The following is a 24,173-nucleotide window of genomic DNA, read 5'->3' on the forward strand; positions in this document are numbered from 1 at the left end:
CAAGGGGACCAAGGACCTCAGGGAGTTCAAGGCGTCCAAGGCGACCAAGGACCTCAGGGAGTTCAGGGCGTCCAAGGGGACCAAGGACCTCAGGGAGTTCAAGGCGTCCAAGGCGACCAAGGACCTCAGGGAGTTCAGGGCGTCCAAGGCGACCAAGGACCTCAGGGAGTTCAAGGAGCCCAAGGGGACCAAGGACCTCAGGGAGTTCAGGGAGCCCAAGGCGACCAAGGACCTCAAGGAGTTCAAGGCGTCCAAGGCGACCAAGGACCTCAGGGTGTTCAAGGTGTCCAAGGCGACCAAGGACCTCAGGGAGTTCAGGGAGCCCAAGGCGACCAAGGACCTCAGGGAGTTCAGGGAGCCCAAGGTGACCAAGGCCCTCAAGGCGTTCAAGGAGCCCAAGGACCTCAAGGTGTTCAGGGAGCCCAAGGCGACCAAGGACCTCAGGGTGTTCAGGGCGTCCAAGGCGACCAAGGACCTCAAGGCGTTCAAGGTGTCCAAGGCGACCAAGGCCCTCAGGGAGTTCAAGGTGTCCAAGGCGACCAAGGACCTCAGGGAGTTCAAGGAGCCCAAGGCGACCAAGGACCTCAAGGCGTTCAAGGTGTCCAAGGCGACCAAGGACCTCAAGGCGTTCAAGGAGCCCAAGGTGACCAAGGCCCTCAGGGTGTTCAGGGCGTCCAAGGTGCTCAAGGCCCTCTAGGTCCACAAGGTGTTCAAGGCCCTCTAGGTGCTCAAGGCCCTCTAGGTCCACAAGGTGCTGAAGGCCCTCTAGGTGCTCAAGGCCCTCAAGGCGACCAAGGCCCTCAAGGGGTTCAAGGCGTCCAAGGCGACCAAGGTCCTCAAGGAGTTCAAGGCGTCCAAGGCGACCAAGGTCCTCAAGGCGTTCAAGGCGTCCAAGGCGACCAAGGCCCTCAAGGAGTTCAAGGCGTCCAAGGCGACCAAGGCCCTCAAGGAGTTCAAGGACCGCAAGGCGACCAAGGCCCTCAAGGAGTTCAAGGCGTCCAAGGTGACCAAGGCCCTCAGGGACCTCAAGGTGAGCAAGGACCAGCTTAAGGTCAGGGTATATTTAGAGGACTCAAAAGTTATTTATAACTTTTGGGTCCTTTTTTTGTCTTAAGTTCATGTTTGCAGTTCTGCTGTAACAAAAAAACCTTTGTCGAAGCTTCATGGAAATAATTCCAGGATACTTCGACAAAGGTATTGGAAAATAATTGTTGACTTATATTCTATTCAGCATTGTTGTAATTTAGGGCAACACAACCACTTTCTCTTTACAGGACGCAACAAATTTTGCATATTGAATACAAGTTTCTAATGAATCATTTGGCTCCATAGGCCACCATCGTATGGCTCCCCTGGGAGCTTTGGAGGCATAGGTTTCGATTTCTGATGGAATTCGACCTACAACCACAATTTCGATCTCCCTAAAGTTGTTCTCAATGCCCTTTTGGAGTGTCTTATTTAATTGCGTATGCTCTATTTCAGGGCAGGAATGGGGGATAGGGAACAATATCGAGAATCTTGAGGTATCTTCTTGAATAACGTGAGCAGATTTCCGGGCAGGATCATCCGTAGAAGTCTCCCATATACGACGATAAGGCAATAGCTGTGGTAAATCGAATTCTTTCAATCTCATTTGAATCCTTTGAAAATTAGATCTATATAGTTCCCCTACAAGAATCTGAATCTGCTTATTTCTGAGGAATGTAGTGTTATTTCCTTGTTCGTTACGATATTGGATATATATCAAATCGGGGATGTTTACAAATTTAGTGCAAAGAAACGTCCGGACCAGCATATCGTAATCATCTGCTACCAGTAGTTCATTGCGATGGCCTCCGATCAGATGATAACAGTCCCTCGTCCACGCACGTGGATGATTGGGTAAACCGACCAGATGACGAATGGTTTTGCCATTAATGGTCGTATGTTTTTGTACATTTTGCCATCTGTTCATATCATGCAGCCAGACTCGATAATGAATACTGTAACCAAAGCCACAATCCCAGCCGTACCAATGCGCATGATTGCTCCCTGCATACACCTCAGCACAATCCCCATAAACAAAGCCACAGTCAGGATTTTGTTGAAATGCTTTGACGATTTTCTCTAGGCAGTCAGGAGTTAGCTCATCATCATGATCAACTTCTACTAAAATTTCCCCTGTACATAGACCGGCTGCAAACCTTTTGATAGCCCCTATATAACCATTGCGGGAATCTTGGCGGTATCTTCGCACACGGTGATCCTCTAAAGGTAGTAAATACTCCTTGTATGTCTCATCTTCATCACCGGAATCATCCACGATTACCCATTCCCAGTTCTTGTAGGTCTGCTTTAATAAAGATTGATAAGGTCGTTGAATTTTTTCTTTTGATCTGTAACTGGCAGTAAACACGGATATTAAAGGTGTGTTTGAAGGGAAATGTGTTGGAGGAATCGTTCTATTCTCCGGAAGAGGATCTGTTGCCTTAAGCCAGCAGAAAAATAAATGCATAGGTTGAATTTCGTCTGGTGATTGGAAGTGTAACCAGCGTTTTTTTTCGTGACCAGGTAACGCTTTTAGTGCTGAAAATTCTCCCCACTCTTCTCCGAGCGAGACGTAAACCCGAGGTTTTTGGAGGCTATTGTCTATAAGTGGTTGATCAGCCTCATACAAGTTTATTGTAATGTGATTCTCTTCCAATCTATCTATCAATTCTTTTACATGATCCTTTAAAACCTTCTTCGATACAAATAAATGAGCTGTCAGTAGCGGAGTGAAATTCAATGACATGATCATTCCCCTTTACCAGTTTCGAACACCAACGAGAGGGAGGTGCCGATTCAGATGTTAGTATTGTTTTTATTGAAACATCCATTTTCCCGGCATCATTTTATTTTTCAGCAATATATATGTATATGTATGTGTATGTGTTCGGGGATGTGAGGAAAATGCCAGCCCATGTGAACATAGCAAATTAAATCGTTTGAAACCTCCGGCGTAGACACCTAAGCATAAAGGAAAGGTGGAGTAAGCGTGCAATGCCCATTAGTAAGTGTAGTTATACCTGCATATAATCGGCCGCATACACTAAAAATCGCCATCGACAGTGTATTGGAACAAACTTATCCGAACATCGAAATCATTATCTGTGATGACAGTACAACGAATGAAGTACAAGAAATGCTTGATTCTTATTTAGATTCTTTTCCCAAAATTAAATATTATAAAAATGATAAAAATCTTTTTCTAGGAAATTGGCATAAATGTTTTGATTTGGCGTCAGGTGAATATATCAATTATTTGATGGATGACGACATGTTTCAAAAAGAAAAAATAGCAAGGATGATCTATTTTTTTGAAAATTTCGAAAACATCACACTGGTTACCTCGTATCGGCAAACCATGGATGAATCAGGGACTATTCTCCCACCGCTCTATGCAACGGAAAGACTGTACGAGGAAACAAGGATAATGGACGGAAGAATGTTGGCAAACGTTGCATTAACTCGTTGTTTAAATGTGATTGGTGAACCTACGACAGTGTTTTTCAAAAAAACAGATCTTATCGAACGGTTTGGGGTTTATAAAGGAAAACAGTATTCTCTTCTTAATGATTTAGCTTCCTGGTTGAACTTACTATCCAAAGGAAAAGCAGTTTATATTCCTGAAGCACTAAGCTATTTCCGAATACATCCCAATCAAAATAATCAGACGCTTGGTCAAAATGCGTTCACGGAATGGTTAGATATTATGATTGCCTCAAGAGATGATGGATTTCTTGATACTGATGATTTGTTTAAAACTGCACTTCATGCTTATCAGGAACGTATAAGGGGTCGTCCACAATTTGTTGCAGATATCGAGCGAATTGAAATGATATTAAAAACATTGGAATCCTAGTCTGCTCATCCCATATGCGAAGGAGGCTGGCTCATGTTCGATATTCCCTTTTTACGACCTAATTTAGTAAAAAAGGAACGATTTATTTCTAATTTTGAGAAAATAGAAGAGACCCGGATTTACTCCAATTATGGTCCCTTAAATAACCTGTTTGAAGAGCGGGTCATTGCGCAAATGTTTGATGGAATCGGTTCGGCTGTGACCGTTCATAACGCTACTATTGGCTTGATTTTGGCGATCGCCCAAAGCAAGCGACCACAGGGCAAATATGCAGTTATGCCAAGTTTTACTTTTGCGGCCACCCCACTTGCTGCTGAGTGGTGTGGGTTAGAACCCTACTTCCTTGACATTGAACCGGAGAATTGGCAAATGAATAGGGAGCAGTTAGAGCAGACAGTCAAGCTGCTGGGAGATGAGATTGCGGTAATCGTTCCATATGCCACTTTCGGTACAGCCATTGATTTATCCGTATATAATAAGCTGCAGGAACAGGGAATTCCGGTAGTCATTGATGCTGCTGCCAGCTTTGGAACGATAACACCCGAGGAAGCCACCCATTTTGGCAAAGGTTTTGGAGGGGCCGTAGTATTCAGCTTTCATGCCACCAAATCTTTTGGTATCGGAGAGGGTGGATTGGTATACAGTCTGGACCAAGATCTCATTAAGCGAATTCGTCAGGCAGGGAATTTCGGTTTCTCCAGCAGCAGGGAGTCTGTCACCCAAGGTCTTAACAGTAAGATATCCGAGTATACCGCTGCTATCGCTTTAGCCACCCTCGATCATTTTAAGACTGTACGGGAGAACAGAAGGACGATCTACGAATATTATCTTCAAGAACTGCTTCAAGCAGACTTATTAGAACGAGGATGGTCTATACAAAAAACGCAAGGATCAGTTGTCCATCAATTTATCCCTCTCCTTAGTACGGATTCACACACGAATCAAGAGGTCGTTAAGTTATTAGCCTCAAATTCAATAGAAGCCAGAACCTATTTTTCTCCGGCGTGCCATCAGCAGAAGCAGTTCCAAAGCTATACGCGGTCTACTCTTCATGTTACCGAACATATTGCCAAACATATTGTCAGCCTGCCCTTGTGGGAGGAACTGGACGAGATCATTGTTCGAAGAATTGTGAATGTTCTGGGAGGCCTGGGAAAAGAGACAACCGGATGAGGAAAATCGTGATTTGGGGATCGGGCGGACATGCAAGGGAAATCAACTGGTTATGTGAAGAGCTGGGAGTGCAAGTGGCAGGTTTTTTGGATGAACGACCTGAGATGAAAGGGCAGATCGTAAATGGCGTTCCTGTACTGGGGACGTTGAATGACATTGAAGCGTTAAAATATGAGGTGGAGCTGATCTGTGCGGGGGTGGGTGACCCGGCATTAAAGAAGCGATTCGTTAATAATACAATTCAATCGGGATTTCGTATCGCAGCTCCGCTAATACATCCCCGTATTCGTTTGTCTCGAAGAAACACCATTGGAGAAGGAAGCATGGTCTTTGAAGGGGCTGTCCTGTCAGACAATATTAAGATCGGACAGCATGTAATTATCAATCGGAGTGTTAACGTGAGTCATGATGCGGTTATTGGCGATTATGTAACCATAGCCCCGGGTGTGAATCTGGCAGGCAATGTAACCATAGATGAGGGTGCCTATATCGGCATTGGTGCCTCGGTACGGGAGAAACGTCACATTGGTTGCTGGTCTATGATCGGTGGTGGGGCCTTTGTTAAAGAGGATATACCCGAATTTGCCATGGCTGCAGGTGTACCAGCAGTCGTAAAAAAACAACTTGATATGTTCTGATCTTCCTTCCTTTAAAATAGAGCGTAATCAAATTTGCAGCAATATGCTTGGCAATAAAGTGATTTACCTGTCAAAAGGCTGTACCGGAAAAGGTTCTTATGACCTGACCCCGGCACGGCCTTATTATATTTTAAGCTAGACGATATATTCGTGTTACATATGGATAAAATTAAAATTTATTTTTGATTATTTTTGTATTTTATATTTTCAAATTAAAACAAAAGTGTTATAGTCTCCATAAACAAAAAAATATCCACCTTAATAAAACAATTCAAAACCAAAACAGAACTTGGAGGTCTTTTTCCTATGGTACAAAGTCTATGGAATTCTTCACAAGCATCTGAGCAGAAAAGCACGCTGGAACAACTCGTATACCGTTCTAACCTGATTGGCACAGATAGGAGCGTGTGCAACTGGGGAGGCGGCAATACTTCGGCCAAAACAACGATAGAGGATTTCCGCGGGCGTGAAGTGGAAGTGATGTACGTTAAGGGTAGCGGTTCCGATCTTGCAACAATGAAAGCGCATAACTTCACAGGACTTCGTATGGAGGATATCCGTCCTTTGTTTGAGCGGGAAGATATATCTGACGAGGATATGGTTGCTTATCTGGCGAATTGTATGATTGATGCCAAGCATCCGCGTGCCTCGATTGAGACGCTATTGCATGCTTTTTTGCCTTTTAAGCATGTCGATCATACACATCCGGACGCGATTATCAGCTTATGCTGTGCGCATAACGGCAAGGAAATCGCTAAGGAAATTTTCGGTGACCGTTTTGTATGGGTACCCTATATCCGTCCCGGCTTTAAGCTGTCGAAAATGATTGCCCAAGGGGTACTCGATCATCCACAAGCTGAGTTGGTATTGATGGAGAAGCATGGCTTGGTTACATGGGGAGACACATCCGAAACGGCTTATGCCAAAACGATCGAAATCATCCAAGAAGCAGAAAGCTATATTAAAGCTCGCCAAGAGGAAAAGCAGGGGTTTGGAGGCGCAAAATATAAAGCGCTTACTTCAGAGGAGCGCCGTAGCATAGTGTCCCAGGTCATGCCATCCGTCCGGGGTGCAGTCAGTGATGAGAAAAAGATGATTCTCACTTTTGATGACGCGGAGGATGTGTTGGAGTTTGTGAACGGCCTGGATTCTAGTGCTTTATCCCAGGTTGGAGCAGCATGCCCGGATCATCTGGTTCATACCAAAATGAAACCGCTCTATGTAGATTGGACACCGGATATAGAGGATGTTGAGGGGCTGAAAGTTAAGCTTGCCGAGGGTATAGCAGCCTATAAAGAGCAGTACCAAGCTTATTTCGAGCGTAATCGACATGAAGGAGACGTGAGATTTGAAGCAGCGCCGCGTGTAATCTTGATTCCGGGTGTAGGGATGATCAACACAGGCAAAAGCTGGAGTAATGCACAGGTAAGCGGTGCCTTATATCATCGTGCTATTGCTGTCATGCGAGGAGCAACGGCATTAGGGGAGTTTGTTTCGCTCAGTGAAAATGAATCTTACAACGTGGAATACTGGCCGCTAGAGCTTTACAAGCTGTCACTGGCGCCAGCAGAAGCGGAATTTTCACGCAAAATTGCGTTCATTACAGGCGGTGCAGGCGGAATCGGCAGTGCAACTGCATGGCGTTTGGTAGATGAAGGTGCGCATGTCGTATTGGCAGATCTCAATCTGGAAGGTGCACAAAAGGTAGCCGCAGACATAAACAGCAGTTACGGTGAAAACCGTGCCATCGCCGTAAAAATGGATGTGACGCAGGAAGATCAGATTCAGGCTGCCTATGCCGAAACGGCGCTAACCTACGGCGGTGCAGATATTATCGTAAACAATGCAGGTCTTGCTACATCCAGTCCATTTGATGAAACGTCATTAAAGGAATGGAATTTAAACGTGAACGTGCTGGGAACAGGCTATTTTCTGGTCGCACGCGAAGCGTTCAAGCTGATGAAGGAACAGACGCTTGGCGGCAGCATGGTGTTCGTCGGCTCCAAAAACTCGGTCTATGCAGGTAAAAATGTAACGGCCTACAGCTCGGTCAAGGCGCTGGAGGCGCATCTGGCCCGCTGTATTGCCGCAGAAGGTGGGGAATACGGTATCCGCGTAAACATCATTTTGCCAGATGCAATTTTGCAAGGCTCGGCGATCTGGAACTCCAATTGGCGTAACGAGCGAGCCGCTGCCTACGGCATCGAGCCAGACCAGCTGGAGGAGCATTACCGCAAGCGAACGACGCTGCTGGTTAACATTTACCCGCAGGATATCGCAGAGGGCATTGCCTTTTTCGCCTCATCCAAGGCGGAGAAGACGACCGGATGTATGCTGACCATCGACGGCGGCGTCCCAGCAGCCTTTACACGCTAGGAAGAAGAGGCAGTTAATAGAACACTTAGGATCATAGCAAACTAATTTAATGTACTAATTTACTGCAATAATCCAGGCCACAAGCCCATAGTACGAAGAGGTTTTTAATTAGTTTCAAACACGTAAATAAGTTGTGTTAACTTATTTACGCGCGAATGCCTTTGTATACACGCTAACACTTTAAAATAAAAGTGACTTTATGGGTGGTCAGCAGCGAAGCGGCCTCCCCCCCATAACTCACTTACTTTTCAAGGAGGAACCACGATGAGTGACAAAGCGTACGCCTTATTTGAGGAGCAGCAACAACAACGAGGTATTGACCTGGAGCAAGTAAAGACCAAGCTGAAAGCGCTAAGCATAGAAACACCGTCCTGGGGATATGGCGACTCAGGTACACGTTTTAAAGTCTTTCAGAAAACAGGCGTGCCGCGTGATCCGTTCGAAAAGCTGGAGGATGCCGCACAGGTTCATGCCTTGACAGGCTTGTGTCCGTCCGTTGCCATTCACATCCCGTGGGATAAAGTAGACAATTACGGTAAGCTTCGCAGTCATGCCGAAAGTCTTGGCCTGCAGATTGGGGCCGTAAATCCCAATCTGTTTCAAGACGAGGACTACATGCTCGGTAGTGTTACGAATGTAGACCCGGCAATCCGCCGCAAGGCTATCAACCATTTACTGGAATGCGTGGATATTGCAAAGGAAACGGGCTCCAACGATTTTAGCTTATGGTTCGCAGACGGAACGAATTATCCCGGTCAGGGGGACATTCGCAAACGCAAAAATTGGATGCTGGAGGCACTCAGCGAAATGTATAAGGCGCTCACGCCAGACATGCGTATGCTGATTGAATACAAGGCGTTTGAGCCGGCCTTTTACCATACGGATATTGCCGATTGGGGCATGGCGTACCATTATGCGACCAAGTTAGGGCCGCAGGCACAGGTGCTGGTGGATACAGGGCATCATCTGCCGGGGGCCAACGTGGAGCATATTGTTGCGTTTTTAATGGATGAGAAACGACTGGGCGGCTTTCATTTTAACAGTTATAAATATGCGGATGATGATTTGATCGTGGGTTCTGCCAATCCGTATGAGCTGTTTTTAATCTTTTACCAAATTTTGAACGCAGCTCAGGATGTTGATGCAGATATCCGCCATACCGTTGATAAAATTGCTTATTTGATCGACCAGTCGCACAATATCGAACCCAAAATTCCGGCCATGATTCGCTCGGTACTGAATGTGCAGACTCAATATGCGAAGGCACTCTTGATTAATCATGCAGAGGTGGAGGAAGCGTCGAGCCGTCAGGATGTGCTGGGTGCGGAGGATGCGGTACGCCAAGCATTTGAGTTTGATGTGGCCCCATTGCTTAAAGCGATCCGTGAAGAGCAAGGATTACCTGCAGATCCAATGAAAGCCTACTTGGCGTCTGAGTATGGTACGCAGATTTTGCAAAGAGGCAAGGGTGGTGCGAGCTGGTGAGCATCCTCGCTTATGATTTGGGAGCGAGCAGCGGCAGAGTTCTACTCGGAAAATTGACAGATTCACGTATCGTGGTGGAAGAAATCCACCGCTTTTCCAATGACCCGGTCAAGGTTGGGGAGCGTCTGCACTGGGATATATTGCGTCTCTATCAAGAGGTTCAGCAAGGATTACTCAAAGCCAAGCATATGGGAATGAATCCATCCAGCCTGGCGATTGACTCCTGGGCGGTCGATTTTGGACTGATTGGAGAAACCGGAGAATTGCTAGGCAACCCTTATCATTATCGGGATTGGCACACCCATGGAGTAATGGAAGAAGTACAGGAACAACTGGGAAAAGAGTTTATTTTCCAGCGTACAGGTATTCAGTTTTTGACGTTTAATACGATTTATCAGCTGGCTGCTATGCGAAATGCAAGATCACCCTTGCTAGAGCAGGCGGAACATTTTCTGATGATCCCTGATTTGCTGCGGTATTTTCTGACAGGTGAAATGTATCATGAGTTTTCGAATGCAACCAGCACGCAATTATATCATCCGTTACAGCAAAAATGGGATGATGAGCTTTTGTCCGGAATCAACATTCCCCGCTCTTGGTTTGGAGAGGTACTGGAGCCGGGAAGTGTTGCAGGTACAATCCGTTCATCGGTCATGACGGATCTGGGCATTGGAACGATTCCTGTGATTGCAGTAGCAGAGCATGACACAGGATCAGCAGTGGCGGCCGTGCCTGCGCTGGAGCGATCCTTTGCTTATTTGAGCTGCGGAACATGGTCCCTGATGGGAACGGAAACCGCACAGCCAATAATCAATGATGATACGCTTCGATTTAATTTTACAAATGAAGGCGGCGTGGACCGAACCTACAGGTTGCTAAAAAATATCATGGGGCTGTGGATACTACAGGAGGCGTGCAGAGAGTGGGAGCGGCAGGGAAACTCTTATTCCTTTCCTGAATTGGTTCATATGGCAGAACAGGCTCCAGCGTTCACTTGTTTGATTGACCCGGATGATGAACTGTTTTTGCATGCCGGAGATATGAAAACACGCATACGCCAATACTGCCGCAATACCGGGCAGCCATTGCCGGAAACGCCGGGCGAAATTACACGCTGTATTCTGGAAAGTCTGGCGTTAAAGTATCGTTACATTTTGGAGCTTACAGAACGAGTGTCAGGACAGCGTTTTAATGGCTTGCATATGGTCGGCGGTGGGATTCAAAATCGCTTGCTGTGCCAATGGACGGCCAACTCGATTCAAAAACCCGTATGGACGGGTCCCGCAGAAGCGAGCGCAATCGGTAATCTTGCGGTACAATGGATGACACAGGGAAAGTTCGCCGATATATGGGAAGCACGCCGGGTCATTGCGGATTCGATTACCGTAGAGGAATATGAACCTGCCGAGTCAGAAGCGTGGGAGGATGCCTACGGGCAGTTCCGGCGGGTGACAGGACTTTTTGTACATTAAAGATGTGGAGTGAGATTGTCATGCTGGTCGCAGAAAGATATGAGATGATTGTGCAGCTCGTGAATGAAAGAGGAAGCATACGGGTGTCCGAATTGAGTGAGCTGTGTAAAGTAACGGAAGAAACGATTCGCCGCGATCTGGATCGTCTGGAGCAGGCGGGACGACTGCGCCGTTCACATGGGGGAGCGGTTAGTGTCAAAAACGAGCAGCCTGAAACGCCATATGCGGTACGGGAAATTATGAACGCAGAGGAAAAGCGTCGGATTGCTGAGGAAGCGGTCAAGCAGATTCAGCCGCATGATCGCATTTTGCTGGATGCCAGTACGACTGCCTGGTATATGGCGTCCAGTCTGCCGGATATTCCTTTAACGATACTGACGAATTCGATTCGGGTAGCTACAGAGCTGGCAGGTAAGGAAAAAATCGAGGTCATTTCGACGGGAGGTCAGCTGCTTCAACGTTCACTATCGTTCGTAGGCCCGCTCGCAGAGCGTTCATTAGAAACCTATTATGTAGATAAGCTGTTTTTTTCCAGTCAGGGAGTTCATCTGGATCGCGGCATTAGTGAATCGAATGAGCTGCAAGCTCGTTTGAAGCAGAAAATGGTCAGCATTGCAGATCGCGTGATTTTACTGGCAGATGCGAGCAAATTCGGGCAGCAGGCGTTTACACATGTGGTGAACTTGTCGCAAGTGTCCGAAATTATCACAGATTCGCGGTTGTCGGACCCGATTCGCAGTCAGCTCGCAGAGCTGTCCATCCCGGTTACGATTGTGTAAGCATGTAGTTTCCGGGGTGAGGTCGCTCTGCGGTTCATTTGATCTTACGATCGCTGTTGCAGCGGGATTCTGTGGTGAGTATGACCTATATAGGTAAGAATCCCGCTGCAAGCTATGCTTATGATGAAAGTTTTCTTTTGGAAAATGGACGGAAGGGGTGTATCGTATGAAGGTATCTTTATTTATTACCTGCCTGAGTGATGCGATTTATCCCAAGGTAGGGGAAGCGATGGCCCGCTTGCTTGCCAGATATGGTGTCGAGCTGGAATTTCCCAAGGTGCAGACATGCTGCGGGCAGCCGTCCTATAACAGCGGCTATTGGGATGAAACAAGGGCTGCTGCAAAAACGATTTTGAAAGCGTTTAATGACAGTGATTTTGTTGTAGCTCCTTCCGGTTCCTGCACATATATGATTCATCATTACCCGGAGTTGTTTAAGGATGAGCCTGAGTGGCTGGATTCGGCACGGAGACTGGAGCAAAAGACGTATGAGTTTACACAATTTATGGTACAGGTGCTTGGCGTGACCGATGTGGGCGCGTCTTTTCCTCATACGGTAACCTACCATCCGTCTTGTCATGGAACACGTTTGCTCGGCGTAAAAGAGGAACCGATGAAGCTGCTTGGCAGCGTAAAGGGTTTGCAATTAGTGCCGCTTCCTTTTGCTGAGGACTGCTGTGGGTTTGGTGGTACTTTTGCGGTAAAAATGCCCGATATTTCGGGAGCGATGGTGACTGAAAAAGTGGACCATATCAGGGAGACGGAAGCTGAGGTGCTGGTCGGACTGGACATGGCCTGTTTGATGAACATCGCCGGAAATCTCAGATATCGGGAAGAGCCAGTTCGGGTAATGCATCTGGCAGAGCTGCTGTATGAAGGGGTGAAGCACGCATGACCGCTGTACATACCCATTCTATGAACCAAAAGGTCAAAGAACGTGCAGAGCTGGCTCTAAATGACGATTTTCTACGGAATGCAGTTCGTTTCACTACCGAGCGACTGCGCAACGGTAAACGGGTAGCTTCTGAGCAGCATGGAAATTGGGAGGAATGGCGTGAGCGGGGGCGCCAAATTCGGCTTCATACCATTGCCCATCTGGACTATTACTTAAATCTATTTGTAGAAAATGCCCGTGCCAACGGGGTGCATATCCATTTTGCCGACACAGCTGTGGATGCTGTACGCATTACACTGGACATTGCTGCGCATAATCAAGCACGTTCTGTCGTCAAATCCAAGTCGATGGTGTCGGAGGAGCTGCATTTGAATCAGGCGCTGGAAAGTGCGGATATCGAGACGATTGAAAGTGATCTCGGTGAGTACATTATTCAACTGGCAGGAGAGGCGCCATCTCATATCGTAATCCCTGCGATTCACAAAAACCGTTATCAGATTGCCGAGCTGCTGTCCAAAGAAGCGGGGGAGGAGTTGTCCGCAGATACGACGATTTTGGCGGGCTTTGTCCGCAAAAAGCTGCGTGAAAAGTTTCTAGATGCGGATATTGGCATGACAGGCTGCAATTTTGCCATTGCTGAGACGGGTTCCATGGTCCTGTTCGAAAATGAAGGCAACGCTCGTATGGTTTCCACTCTGCCCAAAACGCAAATCACACTGATGGGTATGGAGCGAATTATTCCATCCTGGACAGATTTGGAGGTGATGGCTACATTGCTGCCACGCTCCGCTACCGGACAAAAGCTGACTATGTATATGTCGGGGATTTCAGGACCCCGGCGCAGCCAGGATGCCGATGGACCGGAGGAAATGCACATTATCATCGTAGATAACGGGCGTTCGCTTCAGCTAGGCAATCCCGAATTTCAGGAGCTGTTAAATTGTATTCGCTGCGGTGCTTGTCTGAACGCTTGTCCGGTGTACCGACACATTGGGGGACACGCGTATGGCGGGACATACAGTGGTCCTATTGGTGCAGTGCTTACGCCTGCCCTTCACGGCAACATCGAAGAGTGGAACGATATAGCGAGTGCGTCCAGCTTGTGTGGGGCGTGTTATGAAGCCTGTCCGGTCAAAATACCACTGCATGATATGCTGGTTTATTTGCGTAGACGCAAGGTGGAGGCGGGAAAAGGGGATAATCTAGAGACGGCAGCGATGAAAGGTTTTGCGTCAGTAGTTTCCAGCTCAAAGCGATTCGCTGCGGCGATCCGACTCGGACAGATCGCACAGAAAGCGGTCGTTCGTAAGGGAGAAATTACTCTTAAGCTTGGCCCCTTAAAAGGCTGGAATACGTACCGTGTGGCCCCTAGTCTGGCAAAAAAATCCTTCCGTCAGCACTGGAACACACTGGCGCGTGAGCTGGAGCAGGAACGCAAGGTCATGCATCCGGACATTCTCAGCCGAATGGAGACGATCTTGGCGGATAGAAGAAAAGGAGGGATGCAGCATGAATGAACAGCGTAATCCTTCTGCGCAGGCAAAAGCGGAGCATGAGGCGTGGCTTCATCAAATGCAATCAGAATCCCGTGTCAAGCAGGCACGCTTTATGGAGGGCATTGCGGCGCGGCTCAAGCGTCCGCGGCAGACGGAGCCACCGATGCAGCCGTTTCGCGGCGCACCAGCGTTTTGGCACGAATTCGAATGGAGTGCGGAGCAGCGCATCGAGGAGTTCACCGCCAACTTTACAAGTGTTGGCGGACATGTCGTGCGTCTGCCGAATCTGAAGGAGACGGCAGACTGGATCGCGAACAAAGCGCGAGAGCTGGGAGCGGCCTATATCGTCCGGCAGAATGAGCCGGACCTGGAGGCGCTCCAGTTGGAAGCAGCGCTGCCGGAAGTCCGACTGTCGGTGTGGAACACCGATCCAGCGGAAGACTGGAAGGTACGCGCCGCGGAGGCAGACATCGGCATCGTCATCGCTGACGAAGCGGCTGCTTACACCGGTTCGGTAGCGGTGCTATCCTCGCCGGAGAAGGGGCGCTCGGTCAGTCTGCTGCCGACCGTGCTGATCATTCTCCTGCCCGTGGAACGTCTGCGAACACGACTGGGCGAGATTTTAAGCCGTTTTGACGTAGCAGGGCGCGAGCAATTACCCGCAGGCATTCATTTTATTACTGGACCGAGCCGCTCGTCGGATATCGAAAATGATTTGACGATCGGTGTACACGGACCAGGTATCGTTTATACATTGTTGATTGGTTAGCGTTATACTGCCCGTCTAACGGGCGCGATAGATCGGAAAACGGGTTTCAAAATCTGTTTGTTTGCGATTACTCCTAACCGAAATGCGGCCATTGTGTAGCTCGGTAATGCTCTTGGTAATAGCAAGGCCCAGCCCGGTACCTCCGGTTTCCTTGGAGCGTGATTTGTCCACTCTGTAAAACCGTTCAAAGAGATGTGGGACATCTTCCGGTGGAATCGGGGTGCCGTAGTTGGTGCAGATCACTATCGCTTCATCGCCTTCACGTCCTATCGTGATATCGAGACGCTTACCATCCTTTCCGTATCGAATCGCATTGGAAAATAAATTTTCATACAGGCGCACCAGCTCGTCCGTGTCAGCCAAAATCCGAACAGGCTCAACGATTCGGACACGATAGGACATGTCCGCCTGTTCCAGTGAGGGTACAAATTCCTCAGCAAGTTGAGTGAGCAATTTGCCGAGGTCTACAGGTTCCAGCTCCAGTGGCAGGCTACCACCACTCACACGCGTGTATTCAAATAACTCGTCGATCAGCTTTTTAAGCGTCAGCGATTTTTCATAAGCAATGTTTACATAATAGCGTAGCTCAATTTCATCCCGGTAACGGTCGGTTTCAATATACTCCAAAAAGCCAATCACCGATGTTAGCGGGGTGCGAAGATCGTGGGATACACCAGTGATCAGGTCATTTTTCGCTTTGGCGGAAGCCCGTTCTTCTTCTATTGAAAGACGGAGCTTGTCTGCCATGGTGTTCATATTTTTTGCCAAGGTTGCCAGTTCATCTGCGGAAGATACCGGAATCGAATAGGATAAATTTCCGTCCGCGAAATTCTGCATCCCTGTCGTAATCTCGCGTAGATAGCCAATCGTATTTTTGGTAAAAAGGAAAAAGAAATAAATATATAAAGGCAGCCCACACACCAGCAAGATCAGTGAGGAACCAATGTGATTGACGGTCCAGCGGATCAGCCGAGTGCCAAAAAAAGAACGCGAGGGATTCAGCCATAACAGCAAAGACGCTCCATAATAAAACACCATTAAAATTAGTCCAGTTAAAGTGAAGGCGGCAAGGCTAAGGGCTGCCAGCTTCCATCCCAGCGTATCGTATCGTTTTGCCTTCAAGACGCAAGTCCTCCATTAATCGAATTTTTCCATTTTATAGCCGATGCCCCACACCGTTTTCAGGTATTTGGGCTTTCTTGGATCAGTCTCAATTTTCTCGCGAATTTTACGCACATGTACCATTAGCGTGTTGTTGGATTCCAGATATTGTTCCTTCCAGACCTTCTCATAAATCTGCTCCATGCTCAGCACTTGACCCCGGTGTCGAGCCAAAAGCTCAACAATAGCGAATTCACGCGGAGTCAGCTTAACGGATTCTCCAGCGAGAGTGACCTCATGTGTAACAGTGTTAATGGAGAGTTCATCCAGAACCATTTCATGCTCCAATATAGGAGAGGAGTGGGTATATTTCCGTACTCTACGTAGCTGGGATTTGATGCGTGCCACTAGCTCCAGCGGGCTGAACGGCTTGGTGACAAAATCATCGGCCCCAACGCTAAGCCCTGTAATTTTGTCCATATCTTGTCCCTTCGCAGACAACATAATGATCGGAAAATGCTCGGTTTCCCTGATTTTCATGCAGGCTTCAATCCCGTCCATGTTGGGCATCATCACATCCAGCACCATTACATCTATCTGTTCCCGATTAACCTGCTCCAGCGCTTCCAGTCCGTCCCGTGCCATGAGCAAGCGATATCCTTCATTTTCTAAATATATTTGCATGAGCTTAATAATTTCAGGTTCATCGTCTACTAATAAAATGGTTCCGTTATGCATGGCCCGCGCACCCTTTCTGTTCTTTCCAGCAGTATACAATATGGGCGTATTATATACCTTTTTGGCGGTGGAGGCTATGGACACTCTTCTCAGGTCGTTTGTCGGGTATCATCAGCCTTTGAATAGTAACGTTTCGGGCGAAGACATACGCTCTTCTTGCTTGAAGTTCCTTTTTCCTGTACCCGGTAGCTGACCGAACAAAATCCACGCACATGGCAGGAAGCGGGCGATGAACGACACGACGAGCCAAGAGCAAAGAAGTGCACAGAAAAAACCTCCAGCGTACCACACATGAATAAGCTGCGGCGAACCGATGTGTGGTGAAAACTGCCGATACAGGAGCAGGAAAAACGGATGGATGAGATACACCCCAAAGGACAGGGTACCCAGACGTTCCAGCTTGCGAATGACAATGGAATGTTGTCTCCTATACATGAGAAAGGAAATCTGTAACAATACCAGCGTACTAGACAGGCTGTACATATTATACATAAGTTCAAAAACCAGCGAATTGTATGAAGTTCCGTACATTCTATTTTCATACCACATATAGACATGAATGATGGCTGAAATCAGCCATAAAGCCCAAATTGCAATCCAGGTCAGCACGCTGACAAAGCTTCGTTCCCCTTTACGCATCAGAAACCAAGTTCGGAGCTGGGGATAATAGTAACCGAGAGCAGCGCCCATCATGTAACAGGCCACATAGGACAGCGCCCAGCTGCCTTTATTTTGAACCTGAAAGAGAAATTTATTGCTAATTATAAATGCCCACTGTACCAGCAGCCCAATGACAATAGACCATTGCGGAAATTGCCGATAATGCTGAAACAGCCACAGTACGCATGGAAATGCAAGATAGAATTGCATCATGATAAAAATATAATATAAATGGGTGTAGGCTTTGCCTGTGACCAGCTTCAGAGCAAAACTTTCCGCTAGTGTAGTTATACTCCATGGTTCGTTACTGCCAGCCATAAGGGACAGGATGAAATAAAAGAGAGAGAACATGACATAAGGTACGAGAATATACAACAATCTCTGCTTATAAAAGCGGCTCAAAAGCTGTCGTCCCATTGGACGATCCTTATAGTTGTAGAACAGTACCATGCTGCTAAGCGCGATAAATACAGGGGTACCATACTTCATCAACACATTGAGCGCATTATATACAACATAAAGGCTGGAATGTGTTAGTTGAACCGTTGCATAAGAAGTGGCATGTACCATTAAGACGGCTAAAATCGCCATGGCTCTGACCAACTGTAATTCGGGAATTTTCTCTTTGGTCGTAGGCTTCATAAGCTTCATTTCCTTTCAGTAGTGAATAGTATCTTGTTGAACTCTTTCTATTAAAAGATAAAGTTCTTAACAATCTGAAAGGGAGTGGCTTAAGAATCGCTTATGAACTTCTTAACTTTTGTTAAGAATTAAGAAAAAGAACTTCCATAGGCTCAAAATGAGCAGCATGGAAGTTCTTTTAGTACTCATGTCCATTCGTTATTTGCAACGTTTGATAGGTGCGCGTCTGATTTGTCCACGAATGGCACCGTTCGGATGACGGATCGTGTGGACATTGACGTAGGCGTTGCCCTCTCTGATTTGGCATACCAAATCATTAATGGTTCTGCCTCTGAACGGACCAGTAAGATCAAATGCACGCAGCACGCCGGTAACGACGCCTCTTCTTACGGTAATCCCAAACTTCGAAGGGCCAAACAGGGTAGCGACAACAGGTCCGTTTTGACCTCTTCGTCCCAGATGAATGTGCGCTTCCGTTACTCGTGAAATATTGCGGACCGTCAGTTCAAAGCTTAATTGCTGGCTCGCTGGACGGTAACGAAATTCCGCAGTTCCTGTCGCATTTGTTCTGACAGGAGGCACTTCATTAGCCCCCCTCAAAGTGGCTCTAAACTTATTAGACATTACGTCCCTCCTTTCCCAGTGTTGGTTTAGTGTATTCACAGAACCAGAGAAAGGGCTGTACATTTGCCTATTCATCAGAAGTTGTGTGTTTTACAAGTTATTCAGTCCAAGCACAAAACGAATTTTTTCATAGTCTATGAGTATCTGGTAGGCAGGAGGAGACACCATTGGAACATTTATTGATGGAAGAACATCCTAAAATGCTTCGACAGCCAACTCTATTGCCGTTCCGATCACTCTTATAAATACGCCTCAATTGTTCGGGCAGATCGGATTAAACACACAGGGAGCCACAGATACGCCACGGGTTCTGCTCAAAGGGAACTATATCTCTTCAAATTCCACTTGATTTAGTTGGGCTACAATTACTATTGTAAGAGGTACGCAGATAACGGATCCTGTTGTTTATTCGGCTACGTCAACTTTTTATTTGCATAAGAATTACATAGGAACAACCGTGCAACCATTGGTAGAATTTTATGTATGCGCTTACATTAAATATTCTTTGCTTCTTACAATTAAAAATCTGGAGGAGGAATGAAGAATGAAGTGGAAAAAAGGATTGACTGGTATGCTTTTAGCAGCTTTTTTATGTGGTGCGCCAGGGTTGGGTATAACTACTCAGGCACATGCATCCAATGGCGAGTACAAGTTTGATTTTGGCGGAGGTACGGTCGAAACGGGTTATACCGGAGTGAGCGCTTCGCTGTCCTATGACTCAGCACGTGGCTATGGCTTTCGTACCCCTGAGAATATGCGTAATGTCAGTGCATCGGGGACTGGGATGGCAAGTGATGCGGTACAATTCCTGACTACAGGTACGAAAAGCGAGAATACTTTTGACGTCGATCTTCCTCCAGGTTTGTATGAGGTGTCGGTTACTTTAGGAAATACTTCCCGTTCGAGTGTTGCGGCCGAAGGGGTGTATCAGATCATAAATATGACAGGGAATGGGGCCAAGGATCGCTTTCAAATTCCAGTGACAGACGGACAGTTAAATCTACTGATTACTGAAGGCAAAGAGGGCGCGGTCTTCACACTTAGTGCACTGGAAATCAGGCAATTGTCTAGCAATCCAGCTACGAATCGCACGATTTATATCGGCGGGGATTCTACGGTATGTAACTATTATCCGCTAGATAGCAGCGTGCAGGCAGGATGGGGTCAACTGCTGCCAGAGTTTGTAAACACGAATACTTTTCAAATTCGCAATATGGCGTCAGGGGGCCAAATTGCTAGAGGCTTCCATCAGGACGGTCAGTTGGAGGCTATCGTTCAATATATCAAGCCAGGGGATTATTTTATTCTTCAATTAGGCATTAATGACACCAATCCAAAGCATAACGAAAGCGAAGCGGAGTTTAAGGATTGGATGCGAGATATGATCCGGCAGGTGAAGGCTAAGGGAGCGACGGTAATTCTGTCAACACCGCAAGGACGAGCCACTGACTTTAATGCTAACAATGTACACAACGCAGAAAACAGATGGTATAGAAGCGCTATTTTGGCGCTGGCTCAAGAGGAACAAACGCCTTTAGTCGATCTGAATGTGCTCAGTTCAGCTTATTTCACTTCTATTGGCAAAGAAGCTACGCTGGCTTTGTATATGAACGGTGATACACTACATCCAAATTTTGCAGGAGCAAGGGAACTGGCGCGATTAGTAGCACACGATTTAAAAAGACAGGGTCTGAGTGGTTTCTAAATTTCAATGCTGGTTTTACCTCTGTTTCTTACATTTGTAGGAACAGGGGTTTTTGGCTTATGTTCAGGGTGCTATAATAATGGAAAAAAGCAATAGTAATGCGGAGGAATTAGAACATGCAGCCTTTCACTGCCCGTGTGCTTCAAATTATATTGCTGATCCCTGAGGGAAAAGTAATGACTTACGGTCAAATTGCGGCAGAGGCCGGAAGCCCAAGAGGTGCTAGACAGGTGGTGCGAATTTTGCATACACTGAGCCAAAAACATCGACTTCCATGGCATAGAGTAGTCAACCGCTTGGGAGAGATTGCTTTGCAGGAGGATGAATCCGCCTCCCTGCAGCGCCTGTACTTGGAAGAGGAGGGCATACAGTTTAATGCAAACGGACGTATCCCGCTGGATCAATATCTTTATCATCCGCAGACGGAGACGGAAGAATAGGCGAGGAACACTAGTCTAAATCCTCGCCCAAAAGAGACGGGACAAATCATAGTTTTGATTTGTCTCGTCTCTTTTTAAATATGGCGTATCATGTAGATTAATGAAGAATGGCGTTCATATATAGCACTAGATTTCCCAGTAAGCTTATCCAATCAGATGCTGCTGGTCACGCTGGGCAAGGTGAAAAGAAATACTGTTCATCAGCGGTAGATCGTTATTTTTTCGGGCTTCCCGAATGAGTTGTTTCTTTTTTTGTTCTGATTCGCGTAAAAAGCGAGTCATCCACAAATCAGACGGTTCGTTAGTAGTTGTCATGCGAGATTCTTTTATCATCTATTAACCCTCCTAGTGAGCGGCTGTTATTCTTTCTCTATTATATGTTCCAAACCTTAATAGATGCTGTTGGTTTCCTTAAAATTAGCTGAAATTTAGGTAAAGTTCAGGTAAAAACAGCTTAAATCTATGTCTAGTGGGAAGTAAAGTAGCTTACAACGAGTTATCTGGCAGTAAAGGTTACAAAAATGTATTGTTTTGACACCTTGTACCAACATAAACCTGAAAGTACAATTAGAATGCGAGGAATTCGTGGAAATTTATGTCGAAAAGAATGGAAAAGATTCGAAGGATGCACTTGAAAGGGGAGAAACTCATTTATGAAGCCAAAAGCGGCTGCCGTGCTGCTTGTATTGTCCTTTTCTACAGGCTTGGTTACCACTGCACAGGCTCACAGTTCATCAGGAAGCATTTCAGCAAATGTGCCAGTTAATTCATCTGCTGCAGCTACGACGAAGACATCATCCGTAACGGGACAGGCTCTACCTCCATTAACGCTCAAGCAGGCAGTGGAATGGGCACAGACGAATAGCTACAATACGCGTACCGCCGAGCGGGATGTAGAGCGTCGCAGACTCGAACTGAAAAATGCAGAAAAGGATTTGGGAAATGCATTTGTTGATTTTATAGACGGTGAATATGTCGATGATAACACCTCTTGGAGAAATTATAACTCTTCGACACTATCCTATCTAGCTAGCAAAAAGCAGGCGCAATATGCCAAAGACCAGATTTATTTTAATGTAATGAAAAGCTACCAAAGTGTGTTTGTAGCAGAGAATCAGGTGAAAAATGATCTGGAGGCGCTTGAAATCGCCCAAGCGGAGGAAAAGATTGCACTTGCCAAATTTGCACGCGGCAAGCTGTCTGAATATGCGAAAAACGAGAGTACACAAGCCAGGGCCCAGGCGGAGCAAGCGGTCGAGCAGGGAAAAATTGCGTTGCAAAAATCCAGAGATGCTCTGAATTTCCTCATGGGACAGCCTAACGGAACAGCCTATGAAATGGTGGATCGACCCGTGTACAAGGAACCGAAGAAGCTGGATATCGAATTACATATACAACAGCTGACAGACATGAATCCGAATTTATGGAAGTTGGAGGATAGCATCAAATCTTCGGAGCTCAATGTGAGATATTTTGATTTTAACAACGGCGCAGGTGCTTACGATCTAGCTAAAATGGATGTCGATACAGCCAAAGAGGAGCTCGCCAAAGGTCAAAAGGATTTTGCCGAATCACTTCGCAATTTGTATGCCACGCTTAAGGAAAACCAAAAGAAATACGTACAACTGGAAGAAAGCTTGCGTACGGCAAAAGAGGCCTTGGAGTTATCAAACAAAAAGTGGGCCAGAGGTCTAATTATTGAGATGGAATTGAAAAACAACCAGTTGAAAGTGAACCAGATTGAACGACAAATGGAAGAGCTGGCGATCGAGTTGGATCAAAATGAGTATACGTTGAACAAACCATGGAGCACATAGGGAGGAAAAGGCGTTGGCAGAAACGGTTTTAAATGATGCTTTAATCAAGCTACGGAGAAAACGGAGAAAAAAGTGGATCTGGACTGCGATTGTATTACTGGTTGTAGGCGGAGGCGGAGCAGCAGTATATCTGAATATGCCGAAAGAGCAAGCAGCACCTGTAGTTCAGGACGAGACGTTTAAAGTAGAGCGCGGCGATGTGAGCGAGAAGCTGGACACGTCCGGCACCGTGCAAGCATCCAAGGAAGTGAAACTGAACTTTACGAGTGCAGGCGATAACAAGCTGGCTGCGGTGAACGTGAAAGCCGGGGACAAGGTCAAAAAAGGGCAAGTGCTGGCGCTTCTGGACAGTTCAGAAATTAAAATGCAAATTCAAAGTGCGTCTGATTCTTTAGAGATATCCAAAGCCAAGTTGGCTGAATTGGAGAAGGGTCCGAAAGCGGAAGATATTGAAATTCAGAAAACAAATGTACTTCGGGCCAAAATGGCTGTCGATACAGCGCAGGAATCATTTGAGCTGGAAGAGGCCGAAAGTCAGAAGAAAGCTTCCCAAAAGCAGTTGGAGCAAGCGCGGAAGGCATATGAAGACCAAAAGTTTTTACATGATGCCGGGGCTGTATCCAACAGTGAATTGGAGCAGGCAGAGCAAGCATTGGATAAAGCACAAACGGACTATGATAATCTAGATTTACAGTTTCGCAAGATTATATCGCAAAAACGTCGTTCCATTTCAGAGGCTGAAATCGGCTACCGTGCCGCATTGGCTGAGCTTCGCAAGACTCAGGTTCCGGCTGATGCATCGAGTATTCAGTCCTCACGGATAGAGGTGCGAAGACTGGCGACTGAGCTAGAGCAGAAAAAAAATGAACTGAACAAGCTTCAGGTCACGGCACCGTGGGACGGAGTGATCTTGAAGGTAAACGGGGATGTTGGAACCAGTCCGACGGCTCCATTTATTGTCATGAATAACTCGGATTCTAACGATCTTAAGGTAGTTGTGAAGGTAAGTCAGAACGACATTGTCAAGGTCAAAAAGGGGCTTTCGGCTGTGTTGACGACCAATGCATATCCGGGTGAATCGTTTCCAGGCAAGGTGCAATTTGTCTCACCGGAAGCCTCTACGGATGAAGGGACGACGACGTATCTGATGGAACTGTCTGTTCATGACCCGAAAGGTAAGCTTAAAACAGGCATGATTATGAATGTGGCCGTTATTTTGGGAGTCCACAAAAATGTACTGTTCGTTCCTGCGACTGCCCTGAGATCCGAAGGAGGACAGGATGGCGTGTATGTTTCCGCTCATAACGCTGCAAATCCGGGGACACGTACATTCAAGCCCGTAGAACTCGGATTTTACACGCCAGACCGAGTAGAGCTTAAGTCCGGTGTTAAGGAGGGTGACACGATTATTGTGCCTGCCCCTGAACCTCCGCCAGATCCTTCCGCAATGGGCGGCATGCAGGGAGGCTTTTAAACGGGC

At 46.8% G+C, this 24,173-nt stretch carries 22 protein-coding genes and 1 pseudogene; 17 read left to right on the forward strand and 6 right to left on the reverse strand.

The window, feature by feature from the left end:
- Both KSP24_RS24075 and KSP24_RS24080 read left to right on the forward strand, forming a co-directional pair.
- The coding region (locus tag KSP24_RS24075) for a BspA family leucine-rich repeat surface protein (RefSeq protein WP_216976999.1) at positions 1–697 on the forward strand (697 nt) is incomplete at its 5' end.
- A gap of 72 nt (positions 698–769) precedes the next feature.
- Positions 770–1,114: a magnesium transporter MgtE N-terminal domain-containing protein gene (locus KSP24_RS24080; RefSeq protein WP_216977001.1), complete on the forward strand. Its 345-nt coding sequence runs from the start codon at positions 770–772 to the stop codon at positions 1,112–1,114.
- A gap of 129 nt (positions 1,115–1,243) precedes the next feature.
- On the opposite strand, the gene KSP24_RS24085 is transcribed toward KSP24_RS24080, so the two are convergent.
- Entirely contained in the window at positions 1,244–2,773 is a 1,530-nt protein-coding gene (locus tag KSP24_RS24085) for a glycosyltransferase (protein WP_216977003.1), read from the reverse strand.
- A gap of 243 nt (positions 2,774–3,016) precedes the next feature.
- Here KSP24_RS24085 and KSP24_RS24090 point away from each other — a divergent pair, with 243 nt between their 5' ends.
- The 10 genes from KSP24_RS24090 to KSP24_RS24135 all read left to right on the forward strand — a co-directional run bounded on the left by KSP24_RS24090 (position 3,017) and on the right by KSP24_RS24135 (position 14,966).
- On the forward strand, positions 3,017–3,883 hold the full coding sequence (locus tag KSP24_RS24090) for a glycosyltransferase family 2 protein (RefSeq protein ID WP_216977005.1): 867 nt from the start codon (positions 3,017–3,019) through the stop codon (positions 3,881–3,883).
- A 33-nt stretch (positions 3,884–3,916) separates the two neighbouring features.
- Positions 3,917–5,056, forward strand: a complete 1,140-nt coding sequence (locus KSP24_RS24095) for a DegT/DnrJ/EryC1/StrS family aminotransferase (protein ID WP_216977007.1) — start codon at positions 3,917–3,919, stop codon at positions 5,054–5,056.
- On the forward strand, positions 5,053–5,694 hold the full coding sequence (locus KSP24_RS24100) for an acetyltransferase (RefSeq protein WP_090735195.1): 642 nt from the start codon (positions 5,053–5,055) through the stop codon (positions 5,692–5,694). The genes KSP24_RS24095 and KSP24_RS24100 overlap by 4 nt, the downstream gene beginning before the upstream one ends.
- 306 nt (positions 5,695–6,000) lie before the next feature.
- Positions 6,001–8,070, forward strand: a complete 2,070-nt coding sequence (locus KSP24_RS24105; protein WP_216977009.1) for a bifunctional aldolase/short-chain dehydrogenase — start codon at positions 6,001–6,003, stop codon at positions 8,068–8,070.
- A gap of 264 nt (positions 8,071–8,334) precedes the next feature.
- Positions 8,335–9,555, forward strand: a complete 1,221-nt coding sequence (gene rhaI, locus KSP24_RS24110) for an L-rhamnose isomerase (protein ID WP_013370976.1) — start codon at positions 8,335–8,337, stop codon at positions 9,553–9,555.
- On the forward strand, positions 9,552–11,027 hold the full coding sequence (gene rhaB / locus KSP24_RS24115; protein WP_216977011.1) for a rhamnulokinase: 1,476 nt from the start codon (positions 9,552–9,554) through the stop codon (positions 11,025–11,027). The genes rhaI and rhaB overlap by 4 nt, the downstream gene beginning before the upstream one ends.
- A gap of 20 nt (positions 11,028–11,047) precedes the next feature.
- Positions 11,048–11,806: a DeoR/GlpR family DNA-binding transcription regulator gene (locus KSP24_RS24120; RefSeq protein ID WP_013370978.1), complete on the forward strand. Its 759-nt coding sequence runs from the start codon at positions 11,048–11,050 to the stop codon at positions 11,804–11,806.
- A gap of 166 nt (positions 11,807–11,972) precedes the next feature.
- On the forward strand, positions 11,973–12,701 hold the full coding sequence (locus tag KSP24_RS24125; RefSeq protein WP_013370980.1) for a (Fe-S)-binding protein: 729 nt from the start codon (positions 11,973–11,975) through the stop codon (positions 12,699–12,701).
- Positions 12,698–14,218 carry a LutB/LldF family L-lactate oxidation iron-sulfur protein gene (locus KSP24_RS24130; protein ID WP_216977014.1) on the forward strand — a complete coding sequence of 507 codons (1,521 nt, stop codon included), beginning with the start codon at positions 12,698–12,700 and terminating at the stop codon, positions 14,216–14,218. Before KSP24_RS24125 ends, KSP24_RS24130 begins: the two co-directional genes overlap by 4 nt.
- Positions 14,211–14,966 (forward strand): LutC/YkgG family protein, encoded by a 756-nt coding sequence (locus KSP24_RS24135; RefSeq protein ID WP_216977016.1) that lies wholly within the window; start codon positions 14,211–14,213, stop codon positions 14,964–14,966. Before KSP24_RS24130 ends, KSP24_RS24135 begins: the two co-directional genes overlap by 8 nt.
- A gap of 15 nt (positions 14,967–14,981) precedes the next feature.
- Here the strand turns inward: KSP24_RS24135 and KSP24_RS24140 are convergent, their stop codons facing one another.
- The 4 genes from KSP24_RS24140 to KSP24_RS24155 form a co-directional block, all read right to left on the reverse strand.
- Positions 14,982–16,088, reverse strand: coding sequence for a sensor histidine kinase (locus KSP24_RS24140; protein ID WP_045245410.1), 1,107 nt, complete (start codon positions 16,086–16,088; stop codon positions 14,982–14,984).
- Between the two features lie 15 nt (positions 16,089–16,103).
- Positions 16,104–16,805, reverse strand: coding sequence for a response regulator transcription factor (locus KSP24_RS24145; protein ID WP_216977018.1), 702 nt, complete (start codon positions 16,803–16,805; stop codon positions 16,104–16,106).
- Positions 16,806–16,916: 111 nt separating this feature from the next.
- The gene (locus KSP24_RS24150; protein ID WP_058712504.1) at positions 16,917–18,107 is read right to left on the reverse strand and encodes an acyltransferase; all 1,191 of its coding nucleotides are present in this window, start codon (positions 18,105–18,107) and stop codon (positions 16,917–16,919) included.
- Between the two features lie 198 nt (positions 18,108–18,305).
- Positions 18,306–18,731, reverse strand: a complete 426-nt coding sequence (locus tag KSP24_RS24155; protein ID WP_137078530.1) for a CHRD domain-containing protein — start codon at positions 18,729–18,731, stop codon at positions 18,306–18,308.
- Positions 18,732–18,951: 220 nt separating this feature from the next.
- Here KSP24_RS24155 and KSP24_RS25755 point away from each other — a divergent pair.
- The 3 genes and pseudogenes from KSP24_RS25755 (at position 18,952) to KSP24_RS24165 (ending at position 20,876) form a co-directional block, all read left to right on the forward strand.
- Positions 18,952–19,272 (forward strand): annotated as a pseudogene (locus KSP24_RS25755) (hypothetical protein).
- Between the two features lie 3 nt (positions 19,273–19,275).
- Entirely contained in the window at positions 19,276–20,436 is a 1,161-nt protein-coding gene (locus KSP24_RS24160; protein ID WP_216977020.1) for a rhamnogalacturonan acetylesterase, read from the forward strand.
- A gap of 116 nt (positions 20,437–20,552) precedes the next feature.
- A complete protein-coding gene (locus KSP24_RS24165) occupies positions 20,553–20,876 on the forward strand; it encodes an MGMT family protein (protein ID WP_013370988.1) in 324 nt (107 codons plus the stop codon).
- 144 nt (positions 20,877–21,020) lie between these two features.
- On the opposite strand, the gene KSP24_RS24170 is transcribed toward KSP24_RS24165, so the two are convergent.
- Complete coding sequence (locus KSP24_RS24170) at positions 21,021–21,209, reverse strand: hypothetical protein (protein WP_129549203.1); 189 nt, start codon at positions 21,207–21,209, stop codon at positions 21,021–21,023.
- A 320-nt stretch (positions 21,210–21,529) separates the two neighbouring features.
- Between KSP24_RS24170 and KSP24_RS24175 the strand changes: the two genes are divergently transcribed.
- Both KSP24_RS24175 and KSP24_RS24180 read left to right on the forward strand, forming a co-directional pair.
- A complete protein-coding gene (locus KSP24_RS24175) occupies positions 21,530–22,693 on the forward strand; it encodes a TolC family protein (protein ID WP_216977022.1) in 1,164 nt (387 codons plus the stop codon).
- Positions 22,694–22,706: 13 nt separating this feature from the next.
- Positions 22,707–24,167, forward strand: a complete 1,461-nt coding sequence (locus KSP24_RS24180; protein ID WP_216977024.1) for an efflux RND transporter periplasmic adaptor subunit — start codon at positions 22,707–22,709, stop codon at positions 24,165–24,167.
- Positions 24,168–24,173 lie beyond the last annotated feature (6 nt).

The organism is Paenibacillus sp. AK121, assembly GCF_019042715.1.
Lineage (GTDB): Bacteria > Bacillota > Bacilli > Paenibacillales > Paenibacillaceae > Paenibacillus > Paenibacillus polymyxa_C.

What these genes read in the sequence shown, in the direction of transcription:
- KSP24_RS24170 (WP_129549203.1), bottom strand. Translation starts at nt 21,209, where the DNA reads ATGATAAAAGAATCTCGCATGACAACTACTAACGAACCGTCTGATTTG.
- KSP24_RS24105 (WP_216977009.1), top strand. Translation starts at nt 6,001, where the DNA reads ATGGTACAAAGTCTATGGAATTCTTCACAAGCATCTGAGCAGAAAAGC.
- KSP24_RS24095 (WP_216977007.1), top strand. Translation starts at nt 3,917, where the DNA reads ATGTTCGATATTCCCTTTTTACGACCTAATTTAGTAAAAAAGGAACGA.
- KSP24_RS24135 (WP_216977016.1), top strand. Translation starts at nt 14,211, where the DNA reads ATGAATGAACAGCGTAATCCTTCTGCGCAGGCAAAAGCGGAGCATGAG.
- KSP24_RS24155 (WP_137078530.1), bottom strand. Translation starts at nt 18,731, where the DNA reads ATGTCTAATAAGTTTAGAGCCACTTTGAGGGGGGCTAATGAAGTGCCT.
- KSP24_RS24175 (WP_216977022.1), top strand. Translation starts at nt 21,530, where the DNA reads ATGAAGCCAAAAGCGGCTGCCGTGCTGCTTGTATTGTCCTTTTCTACA.
- KSP24_RS24165 (WP_013370988.1), top strand. Translation starts at nt 20,553, where the DNA reads ATGCAGCCTTTCACTGCCCGTGTGCTTCAAATTATATTGCTGATCCCT.
- KSP24_RS24100 (WP_090735195.1), top strand. Translation starts at nt 5,053, where the DNA reads ATGAGGAAAATCGTGATTTGGGGATCGGGCGGACATGCAAGGGAAATC.
- KSP24_RS24160 (WP_216977020.1), top strand. Translation starts at nt 19,276, where the DNA reads ATGAAGTGGAAAAAAGGATTGACTGGTATGCTTTTAGCAGCTTTTTTA.
- KSP24_RS24085 (WP_216977003.1), bottom strand. Translation starts at nt 2,773, where the DNA reads ATGTCATTGAATTTCACTCCGCTACTGACAGCTCATTTATTTGTATCG.
- rhaI (WP_013370976.1), top strand. Translation starts at nt 8,335, where the DNA reads ATGAGTGACAAAGCGTACGCCTTATTTGAGGAGCAGCAACAACAACGA.
- KSP24_RS24145 (WP_216977018.1), bottom strand. Translation starts at nt 16,805, where the DNA reads ATGCATAACGGAACCATTTTATTAGTAGACGATGAACCTGAAATTATT.
- KSP24_RS24120 (WP_013370978.1), top strand. Translation starts at nt 11,048, where the DNA reads ATGCTGGTCGCAGAAAGATATGAGATGATTGTGCAGCTCGTGAATGAA.
- KSP24_RS24130 (WP_216977014.1), top strand. Translation starts at nt 12,698, where the DNA reads ATGACCGCTGTACATACCCATTCTATGAACCAAAAGGTCAAAGAACGT.
- KSP24_RS24150 (WP_058712504.1), bottom strand. Translation starts at nt 18,107, where the DNA reads ATGAAGCCTACGACCAAAGAGAAAATTCCCGAATTACAGTTGGTCAGA.
- KSP24_RS24125 (WP_013370980.1), top strand. Translation starts at nt 11,973, where the DNA reads ATGAAGGTATCTTTATTTATTACCTGCCTGAGTGATGCGATTTATCCC.